8 protein-coding genes and 1 pseudogene are annotated in these 9,832 nt (G+C 58.2%); 7 read left to right on the forward strand and 2 right to left on the reverse strand.

Going from position 1 to position 9,832, the window contains the following annotated elements:
• The first annotated feature begins 27 nt into the window (after positions 1-27).
• Complete coding sequence (locus ACWGTI_RS28670; RefSeq protein ID WP_454590157.1) at positions 28-1,338, forward strand: replication-associated recombination protein A; 1,311 nt, start codon at positions 28-30, stop codon at positions 1,336-1,338.
• A 133-nt stretch (positions 1,339-1,471) separates the two neighbouring features.
• On the opposite strand, the gene ACWGTI_RS28675 is transcribed toward ACWGTI_RS28670, so the two are convergent.
• Complete coding sequence (locus ACWGTI_RS28675; protein WP_454590158.1) at positions 1,472-3,520, reverse strand: hypothetical protein; 2,049 nt, start codon at positions 3,518-3,520, stop codon at positions 1,472-1,474.
• Between the two features lie 434 nt (positions 3,521-3,954).
• Here ACWGTI_RS28675 and ACWGTI_RS28680 point away from each other — a divergent pair, with 434 nt between their 5' ends.
• The 6 genes and pseudogenes from ACWGTI_RS28680 (at position 3,955) to ACWGTI_RS28705 (ending at position 9,312) form a co-directional block, all read left to right on the forward strand.
• Entirely contained in the window at positions 3,955-4,785 is an 831-nt protein-coding gene (locus tag ACWGTI_RS28680; protein WP_454590159.1) for an aspartyl/asparaginyl beta-hydroxylase domain-containing protein, read from the forward strand.
• Between the two features lie 27 nt (positions 4,786-4,812).
• Entirely contained in the window at positions 4,813-5,184 is a 372-nt protein-coding gene (gene crcB, locus ACWGTI_RS28685; protein ID WP_454590160.1) for a fluoride efflux transporter CrcB, read from the forward strand.
• A 103-nt stretch (positions 5,185-5,287) separates the two neighbouring features.
• Positions 5,288-6,268: an RluA family pseudouridine synthase gene (locus tag ACWGTI_RS28690; RefSeq protein WP_142865539.1), complete on the forward strand. Its 981-nt coding sequence runs from the start codon at positions 5,288-5,290 to the stop codon at positions 6,266-6,268.
• A gap of 2 nt (positions 6,269-6,270) precedes the next feature.
• Positions 6,271-6,384 (forward strand): annotated as a pseudogene (locus ACWGTI_RS28695) (EamA/RhaT family transporter); the annotation flags it as partial.
• Between the two features lie 67 nt (positions 6,385-6,451).
• Entirely contained in the window at positions 6,452-7,243 is a 792-nt protein-coding gene (locus tag ACWGTI_RS28700) for an ATP12 family chaperone protein (RefSeq protein WP_454590161.1), read from the forward strand.
• Positions 7,244-7,422: 179 nt separating this feature from the next.
• Entirely contained in the window at positions 7,423-9,312 is a 1,890-nt protein-coding gene (locus tag ACWGTI_RS28705; protein WP_454590162.1) for an MFS transporter, read from the forward strand.
• Positions 9,313-9,408: 96 nt separating this feature from the next.
• Here ACWGTI_RS28705 and ACWGTI_RS28710 read toward each other — a convergent pair whose 3' ends face one another.
• On the reverse strand, positions 9,409-9,606 hold the full coding sequence (locus ACWGTI_RS28710) for a DUF2735 domain-containing protein (protein WP_454590163.1): 198 nt from the start codon (positions 9,604-9,606) through the stop codon (positions 9,409-9,411).
• Positions 9,607-9,832: the final 226 nt, after the last annotated feature.

Below are 9,832 nucleotides of genomic sequence, written 5' to 3' on the forward strand. Positions count from 1 at the left end.
GCGATCAGCTCCAACCAGAAGACCTACATGGCCGATCTGTTCAGCGTCGATGAACCGGAAAGAGCGCCCCCCGGCCGGCCGCTCGCCGATCGGCTGCGTCCGAAAAACCTTGGCGAAGTCGTCGGCCAGGAGCATCTGACCGGGCCCGACGGCGCGCTGACGCGGCTGATCAATTCCGGTTCGCTCGGCTCGATGATCTTTTGGGGGCCGCCGGGAACCGGAAAAACCACCGTGGCGCGGCTGCTGGCCGGCGAGACCAGTCTTGCCTTCGAGCAGATTTCGGCCGTGTTTTCCGGCGTCGCCGACCTGAAGAAAGTGTTCGAGGCTGCAAAACTACGCCGCGCCAATGGCCGCCAGACGCTGTTGTTCGTCGACGAGATCCATCGCTTCAACCGTGCCCAGCAGGATTCTTTCCTGCCGGTGATGGAGGACGGGACAGTCGTGCTGGTTGGCGCTACAACCGAGAACCCGTCCTTCGAACTCAACGCCGCTTTGTTGTCCCGCGCGCGGGTCATGGTTTTTCATTCGCTTGGTGAGGACAGCATCGCCAAGCTGATGACGCGGGCCGAGGAGACGGAGGGCAGGGCGCTGCCGCTCGACGACGAGGCGCGGGCGATGCTCATCCGCATGAGCGACGGCGACGGCCGTGCCTCGCTGACGCTCGCAGAGGAAGTCTGGCGTGCCGCCAAACCTGGCGAGGTTTTCGATCCCGAAGGGCTACAGCGTATCGTCCAGCGCCGCGCGCCGATCTACGACAAGGGTCAGGACGGCCATTACAATCTGATCTCGGCGCTGCACAAATCGGTGCGTGGATCCGATCCCGACGCGGCACTCTACTATCTCGCCCGCATGTTCGACGCCGGCGAGGACCCGCTGTATCTCGGCCGCAGGCTGGTGCGCATGGCGATGGAGGATATCGGGCTGGCCGACCCGCAGGCGCTGGTCGTCGCCAACGCCGCCAAGGACGCCTATGACTATCTGGGCTCGCCCGAAGGCGAACTCGCTTTCGCCGAGGCCACCGTCTATCTCGCCACAGCGCCCAAATCCAATGCCGTCTACACCGCCTTCAAGGCCGCCACGCGCGCGGCGAAGGAGTTCGGTTCGCTGCTGCCGCCCAAGCACATCCTGAATGCGCCGACCAAGCTGATGAAGGAAGAGGACTACGGCGCCGGCTATCGCTACGATCATGATGAGCCCGATGCCTTTTCCGGCCAGGACTATTTTCCCGAAAAAATGGGCCGGCAGACATTCTACGATCCGCCCGAACGCGGCTTCGAGCGCGACATCAGGAAACGGCTGGATTATTGGGCGAAGCTGCGCGGCGAGCGGGAAAAATAGGTTTCCTGCTGCCGGTGCATTGAGATCAGTTGAGTGATGTATCTAAAAGAGGTCCTGCCGGCTCGAAGCTGCATATTCGGCCAGTGGAACAATCCGTCAGCAGTGAGGTTTTCGCTGTTTGAAGTTGGATTATCTATTTTTTTCTGAACACATATGTCCACCATGGTCGAGCGGCCTTTTCTGCACGAGCACGCTGCGCATCAACAGCCTGCAAAAATCCCGGGTTCCAACCGTGTTTTTCGGGGCCTCTCTTCAGATTCAATTTTTCTCCAAATGAGAGAAAACCCAATACCCTCCGGCCATATTTCGTCAGTTCCAAGCTTGGTTGAATGGAAACATAAAGGTCTTCTTTGGTGCCATAACCAAGGCCGGGATATACCATAAATTGATCTATCTCTTGCGAAATCATGGCAGCAAAAGTAGCCTCACTCACCGTTTTCTCTGCCGCACTCAAAAGCCCATATTCATTGAGAAGCCCCCCTCGTATCGCCCGCAGACCATCTTTGTGACGGATCAGAGCAAAGTAGATACCAAAGCCTATCATTGCGATGTTACGCCATCCGGATTTTTGAATGTAACGTTTCATGATTACATCAGTGGAATAAACGTCATATTCGCCGTTTCGCTTGGCTAGGTAACTCCTAAGAATGTCATGGGAGTCTGGGTCGATACTCAAAAGAGCTTGCATTGCTGGAGCGAGCGCCCCCTGACCCTCTGGTCCCCAGAGTTGGCGAAAAATTCCTTTCTCCTCGATGGCGGCAGAATGGGCATTTAAGTAAGCCGTCATGAGACGACGAAGTGCCGGCGCAACGGGAATGCGATCTTGCGTCAACCGCTTAAAGAATGCTGCTTCAGTCAGCGTTCGTTTCTCAATTTTGAAAGATAGCTCCAGCACGTCGTTTTGTAGAAGCTCTGTGAGACGCTGGTCTATGTCCTCAGCGAGGCGAACAAGAGCCTCGGAGATTGCGTCCTTGGAAAATTCATTAATATGTACGACATGCCGACGATCTGATTTGGCAAGAAAGCGTTTGACCAGTTTTTCGGGTGGATATGGAGATGTATCCTCAACGAAACCGTCCTCGCCGTCTGCTATCAGTCGAAATCTCAAATTGCTCGTACACCAAGCGCGCTGGATATAAACGGAATTCGAGTACGAACGTATCTCGATCCGATTGGGATCCGCGAGATCAACAATGTCCTGAAGATAGGGATAGCTTTTATCGCGAAATCGCTGAAAGCTGAAGACAGGTGATCGTTTCTTTCCATTTATATCGACCCGTTGGAAATCAATTCGCCGATGATCTCCGGCGAATTTGATCCAAAAAGCGACCTCATTTGGTTCCCAAACGATGTCGTCGACAAAATCTGGAGGCATTCCATTGCGAGTTCTAATCAGTTTGACCTGTTTTGGCGGGTCAATTGTCCATAGTTCAACTGTACCCTTGTTACGATGATACCCCTTAAGATTATCGTCCCATTTTAACTGTGGACTACTAAAATCGCTCTGAAAGACCGTGCTTAAGGTCTTCCTTGCGAAAGCATCAATTACATCTAGTTTTATTCTCAGATTGCGACGCCGTCGCGTGCCCAAATGAGGTACGAGAGCATAATCTCCACTTTGGCTGTACCATCGCCACGGGTTGTCGGCTGCTGGGAGAGGTGTGAATTTCAACGACCAATCCGTTGGATCGATTCGACAGAAACCAAGCTTCGGCCTTATTGAATTAGAATAGTAGCACAGAAATGACAGCCGGCCGGAATTATCCTGAAAGATATTCTTGGCAATATCTAAATCAATGGATCCGTCAGTGTTACCTCTGCTGCCTCCGTCACGATAGACGATTCGCCCCGAATTTTGCCCTGTCGGCAAATCGATAAAATTACCCTCGGTAATTGTTGAAAGGTCGGTGGCCTTCAATATTGCGATATGATGAGGGTACCAGGTGGTATTTGAGCTCCGCGGCAAGCCAATCGAGCTCGCATTATAAGCAACAATAAACTCCGAATTACGCGCCACAAGGAGTCGGTACCGTCTGCCCGACAACAAACTTCGTCTCGCGATTTCCAGGCCCGAGCGGAAATTGATCAGGCAGATTTCGCCTTCGTCCGACAGGCATACCAAAATATCGGTGCCAACGAGCGCCACTTCCTCAATTGTGTTTCGATGAAATGGCAGAAACATTTTCCAGTCGCCGTTGTCGTTTACGGCAGCGACTTTGTTATAGTGCCGTTCTGTTCCTGTGACGTGAGCGCATAGCATTATATGTATACTCCACGATCGTGCTTGGAAATAACATTGAGGCAACCTCGGACGACGGACGGCGATTCAACTGCGAATAGATACCGAGCCCTTGTTGCGGATAGAAGTGTCGCATTGGCGACCCCGGGCAACGGGATCTTTAAACGCAGCAGCATGGATGAAGCGCCGGTCCACAATGCGCGAGTCGGTCAATAATGCAGCTTCGAGCCGATAGGGCCAAATGCTGACATCCTCGCCGTTCTGCGTATGCGATAGCATTGTGCAGGGAAACAAAAAATCCTATCAAGGCGCACGGCTGGCGGGGGTCGCCGCAATTTGGCTCATGCAAACAGGATCGCGCTCCCGCGCGGAACACAATGACAAAGCAAACCCGTAAAATCCTACGTCAGGCTGCGATCGCCATTCCGCTTCTCGCGCTCGGCTTTTACTTCATCCCGATCCTGACCACGATCTGGATCGTCTGCGGCCTGATCGACGTGCTGCGCAACGCCAACAAGAGCTGGTCGCTGTTGCGTGCCTATTTCCTCGGCAACGGCATCTTCACCTGGCTGCTTTCGCCGTTCAATCTGCTGGTCGACCTCGTCTGCTACCGCAATCCGGGTGTGTGGAAGCTTGACCAGTTTCCGCCGGACTATCAGCGCGAGGTCAACGAGGTTTTGGACGTCTTCAAGGCGCGCAAGGACGAGATCATTGCCGACATCGACACCAATCTCGGCACGGCCAGGCGCGGCATGTATGTCTATCAGTGGTATGGCAAGCACAAGATCGACAACGTTGCCGAGTTCAACAAGGATTTCAAATACATCAAGACCATTGCCGTGTCGGTCTTCAGGGGCAAGGAATCGACCTCCTGGCATTTCGGTCCGCTGCGTCTCAGCCTGCGCATCCTCTACAATCTGCTGCCGGTGAAGGCCGAGGTTTTCGTCGAATGCAACGGCGCCAGAAACTACTGGCACGACAATCCGCTCTATATATTCGACGACACGCTGCTGCACCGCTCGGTCAACGAGTATGACGGGCACCGTTACTGCGTGTTCATGGACATTGTCCGTCCGTCGCCGTTCCCGGGCCTCATGGCCGGCCTCCTCGCCATCGTCTCGGTTAGCGTCGAGCGCATCAATTCCATGTTCTACAAGAACTGGAAGATGCTGGGCTCGAGCAAGGCAAAGAAGGTCGGCGCGACCTGAGCGGGTCATAAGGGGCAGCAAGCGGCAATGCTCAATCTCCTTCTGGTGGTCATCGGCGGCGGTATCGGCGCCGGCATTCGCCACCTGACCAATATCGGCGCGCTGCGCCTCTTCGGTCCGAACTACCCCTGGGGCACGATGGTGATCAACATCGTCGGCTCATTCGCCATGGGCCTGTTCATTGCCACGCTGATGCGGCGCGGCGGTTCGAACGAGCTCAGGCTGTTCGTGGCCACCGGCATTTTTGGCGGCTTCACCACCTTCTCCGCCTTTTCGCTCGATTTCGCGACATTGTGGGAACGCGGCGCGACGCTGCCGGCGCTGGGCTATGCGCTGGCCAGCGTCGTCGGCGCCATTGTCGCCCTGTTTGCGGGACTTTGGCTCGCAAGAACCGCATAGGCTTGGCTCCGGGACTTTATTGAATCTAAGCTTTCTGAAAATCGATTCCGATTTTCGAGCCGATAGTGCTATTGCCCCGCTTCGAAACGGATAGATAAAAATCATGGCAGGCGTTGAACAGATCACGGTGGAGGCCGGCGAGGCGGGCATGCGGCTCGATCGCTGGTTCAAGACCCATTTCCCCGGCCTCGGCTTCGGCCATCTGCAGAAGCTGCTGCGCTCCGGCCAGATTCGCGTCGACGGTGGCCGGGTCAAGGCCGACAGCCGTGTCGAGCCGGGCCAGGTGGTGCGCGTACCGCCGCTCGAGGTCGACAAGAAGGGCGAGAGCGCACTTACGGGTCACTCGATCCGCAACCAGGGCGATGCCGATGTGCTGGCCAAGATGCTGATCCACGAAGACCCGAAGGTCTTCGTCTTCAACAAGCCGGCCGGCCTGGCCGTGCAGGGCGGGTCGGGCGTCACCCGCAATGTCGACGACATGCTGGAGGCGTGGCGCAGCCAGAAGGGCGAGAAGCCGCGCCTGGTGCACCGGCTCGACCGCGATACGTCGGGCGTGCTGGTGGTTGCCCGCACCAGGCTTGCGGCGATGAAGCTCTCCGAGTCCTTTCGCGCACGCGAGACCAAGAAGACCTACTGGGCGCTGGTCAAAGGCGTGCCGCCCAAGCGCGAGGACAAGATATCGACCTGGCTGATCAAGGAGCCGACCGAGGACGGCGACCGCGTGCGCGTGGCAGCCCACGGTGAAAAGGGCGCCGACCACGCCGTGTCGTACTACCGCATCATCGAGCAGGCGGCGCAGACGATGACCTGGCTGGAAATGGAGCCCTATACCGGCCGCACCCACCAGCTTCGCGTTCATGCCGCCTATATTGGCTGCCCGATCATCGGCGATCCCAAATATTTCGAGGCCGACACCAATTGGGATTTCCCAGGCGGCATTCAGAATCGCCTGCATCTGCATGCGCGCCGCATCGTCATTCCGCATCCGGACAAGGGCGTCATCGACGTCACTGCGCCGATGCCGCCGCATATGCGCCAGAGCTGGAACCTGATCGGCTTCGACGACGCCAGCGCGGAGGACTGACATTGGCTGTTGCCTCGGCATTGGATCGCCGTGACGCGGTCGATCTGGCGGCCGCTTCCATCATGGTCGGGCTGACCTTTTCCTGGGGGCTGAATTATGTCGCCGCCAAGATCTCCTTGCCGTCGGTCTCATCATCGTCAACCGGCCGGCGCGCAAGCAGGTACCTGGATAGAAAGTTCTACCATGCGTGACATCCTCAATGACCTCGAAGCAGGCAAGCAGCTTACCGATCCGGATCCGGTGCGCCGTGCACAGATCCAGATGAAGACGCACCTGCCGAAGCGCTTCTACAAGGACGTGTCGGTCGCGGCTGTCGAAGACGGCTTTGCCGTGCATCTCGACGGCAAGCCGGTGCGCACGCCGGGCAAGGCGCTGTTGGCGCTGCCGACCGAGAAGGCGGCACAGTTGGTAGCCGGCGAATTCGAAGCGCAAGGCGAAACCATCGACCCGGTGACGATGCCGGTGCTGCGTCTGGTCAACACTGCCATTGACGGCGTCGCCAGCGACCCGCAGGCGGTGCTGGAGGACGTGTTGCGTTTCGCGTCGTCCGATCTGACCTGCTACCGCGCCGACGCGCCGCAGGGACTGGTCGAGCGCCAGAACCAGCATTGGGACCCGGTCATCGACTGGGCGAGGGCGACATTGGGGGCTCGGTTCAATCTCGCCGAGGGCATCATCCATGTCGAACAGCCGCGCGAGAGCATCGCGGTGCTCGGCGCCCATCTTGCCCAGCGCGCCGAGCCGCTGCGGCTGGCCGCAATCCATGTCATGACGTCGCTGACCGGCTCGGCGCTGCTGGCGGTTGCGGTCGACTATGGCGCACTCGACGGCGAGGCGGCCTGGGCCGCCGGCCATGTCGATGAGGACTGGCAGATCGAGCACTGGGGGCAGGATGCCGAGGCGGTGGCGCGCCGTTCGGCCCGCAAGCGCGACATGATGGCCGCCGTCAGCCTGCTGGAAGCGCTTGAGAGCTGATCTCGGCTCATTGCCGCACTGCACCTAATACCAAAGTCATAAACCCAATGTCGGTCTGCCTCCGGCTGCGGCTTTCTGTCATTTTCGCGCCGATGGCTGTGCTGAGTCTGCACTCGGAGGAGAGGCGGACGTTGAGGCGCAGCATCGAGGACAGTGGGTCTCACGGGAGGACAAATTCAATGGCAATGGCATCGACCGCCGGCGGAGCAAGCCGCGGCATGACGCGAGAGGAAAAGAAGGTCATCTTCGCCTCCTCGCTCGGCACCGTTTTCGAATGGTATGATTTTTATCTCTACGGTTCGCTCGCTGCGTTTATCGGCAGCACCTTTTTCAGCCCGACCATCCCGGAAGCGACGCGCAATATCTTCGCGCTGCTGGCTTTCGCGGCCGGGTTTCTGGTGCGCCCGTTCGGCGCGCTGCTCTTCGGCCGCATCGGTGACCTTGTTGGCCGTAAGTACACCTTCCTCGTAACCATGACGATCATGGGTCTGTCGACCTTCCTCGTCGGCCTGCTGCCTGGCTATGCAACGCTGGGCCTCGCTGCTCCAGTGATCCTGATCGTACTGCGCATGCTGCAAGGTCTGGCGCTTGGCGGCGAATATGGTGGTGCGGCGACCTATGTCGCCGAGCACGCGCCAGACAACCGGCGTGGCTACTACACCTCATGGATCCAGACAACGGCGACGCTCGGTCTGTTCCTGTCGCTGGTCGTCATCCTGATCGTGCAGGCCTCGTTGAGCAAAGAAACCTACGCGGCCTGGGGCTGGCGTATTCCGTTCATCGTCTCCTTCCTGCTGCTCGCCATCTCTGTCTGGATTCGTCTGTCGCTGTCAGAATCGCCGACTTTCCAGCGCATGAAGGATGAGGGCAAAGGCTCCAAGGCGCCGCTCACGGAAGCTTTCGGTCAATGGAAAAATGCCAAGATTGCGCTGCTGGCGCTTCTCGGCTTGACCGCTGGCCAAGCCGTGGTCTGGTACAACGGCCAATTCTACGCCTTGTTCTTCCTCACGAACGTGCTGAAAGTCGACGCGCAGTCGGTCAACATCATGATCGCCATTGCACTGGCGATCGGTTCGATTTTCTTCGTCGTCTTCGGCTGGCTCTCTGACAAGATCGGCCGCAAGCCGATCATCATGGCGGGTCTGGCACTGGCCATCGTCTGCACCTTCCCACTGTTCAAGGCGCTGACCTGGGCCGCCAATCCGGCGCTCGCCACGGCCCAGCAGACTACGCGCGCGACGGTCACCGCTGCACCCGGCGACTGCAGGTTCCAGTTCAATCCGGTTGGTACGGCGAAGTTCACGACGTCCTGCGACATCGCGACCTCGTTCCTGACCAAGAACTCGGTGCCTTACGATGTGGTTTCGACCGCAGCCCCTGGCACGGCCGCCTCGGTCAAGATCGGCAATGAGACGGTTGAGTCCTACGATGCCATCGCCGCCGGCGATCAGGCCAAGGCCAAGGACGCCGCCTTCGTCAAGGCGGTCAACATGTCGCTGAAGGACAGTGGCTATCCCTTGAAGCGCGCAGCAGCGAAAGTGACCGACCAGAAGCTCGATGCTTTCATTGCGGCCAACCCGGAGCTCAAGCTCGACGCCGCTGCGATCCGCGCCGGCGAGAAGGCCACAGTTCCGATCGAGCAGGCGGTGAAGGATAAGCTGCTGACTGCCGAAGAGGCAGCAGGGGCGACCGAGGTAACCGTCTACAGCATCGCGGGAGGCGGCGCCTTTGCCATGTTCGCCGACCCGGCGGCGGTGAATTGGCCGATGACGATCGGTATCCTGTTCATCCTCGTGATCTTCGTCACAATGGTCTACGGGCCGATTGCCGCGATCCTGGTCGAGATGTTCCCGACCCGCATCCGCTACACCGGCATGTCGCTGCCCTATCACATCGGCAATGGTTGGTTCGGCGGCCTGCTGCCAGCGACGGTGTTCGCCCTTAGCGCCTACAAGGGCGATATCTATTACGGCCTCTGGTATCCAGTGGTGGTCGCGGCGATGACGCTGGTCATCGGCATGATCTTCGTCAAGGATACGCTGGGAACCGACCTGCACGCCAAGCAGTAGCCAGGCAGCTCCAGTATGCAAAGAAAAAGCCCGGCGCGAGCGATCGCGCCGGGTTTTTCAATTGTCGGGCTTTCCAGCTGTTGGCCCGGATAACGGCTAGCTCTTGCGCGGCTGCTCGATTTCCGCGATGGCCGCCTCATGATACCAGGCCTCGCCATAGGCCAAGGGGTGATCGCGCAAGGAAGCGAGCTCTGCCGCGAACTTAGCCTTTACGCCTAAATTTGAGGCAGCTGCTCGCGCCGCCACCGGGAACATCAAGATTTTTGCCGACGGACGGGCTGAGGTGATTTCCATTGTCAGGCCCCTTTCTTTTGCGAACGCTGGTCGATTCATCTTTCCATCAAAGTAAGTCCTGCAATCGGTTTAGGCAAGATGCCTAAAGAAAGATCAGTAATTGCCTGTAATTTAAGCAAAGCCTGCCTTTGATCGGTTCTGGCGCATTGCTTAGACGGCTTGATCGGATCGTCGAGTCGCATGGGCATTTTTGACGCACCCCGCGCAGCGGAAATGGCACATGACT

The organism is Mesorhizobium sp. ArgA1 (genome assembly GCF_053714375.1).

What these genes read in the sequence shown, in the direction of transcription:
- ACWGTI_RS28675 (WP_454590158.1), bottom strand. Translation starts at nt 3,520, where the DNA reads ATGTTTCTGCCATTTCATCGAAACACAATTGAGGAAGTGGCGCTCGTT.
- ACWGTI_RS28690 (WP_142865539.1), top strand. Translation starts at nt 5,288, where the DNA reads ATGGCAGGCGTTGAACAGATCACGGTGGAGGCCGGCGAGGCGGGCATG.
- crcB (WP_454590160.1), top strand. Translation starts at nt 4,813, where the DNA reads ATGCTCAATCTCCTTCTGGTGGTCATCGGCGGCGGTATCGGCGCCGGC.
- ACWGTI_RS28670 (WP_454590157.1), top strand. Translation starts at nt 28, where the DNA reads ATGGCCGATCTGTTCAGCGTCGATGAACCGGAAAGAGCGCCCCCCGGC.
- ACWGTI_RS28680 (WP_454590159.1), top strand. Translation starts at nt 3,955, where the DNA reads ATGACAAAGCAAACCCGTAAAATCCTACGTCAGGCTGCGATCGCCATT.
- ACWGTI_RS28705 (WP_454590162.1), top strand. Translation starts at nt 7,423, where the DNA reads ATGGCAATGGCATCGACCGCCGGCGGAGCAAGCCGCGGCATGACGCGA.
- ACWGTI_RS28710 (WP_454590163.1), bottom strand. Translation starts at nt 9,606, where the DNA reads ATGGAAATCACCTCAGCCCGTCCGTCGGCAAAAATCTTGATGTTCCCG.
- ACWGTI_RS28700 (WP_454590161.1), top strand. Translation starts at nt 6,452, where the DNA reads ATGCGTGACATCCTCAATGACCTCGAAGCAGGCAAGCAGCTTACCGAT.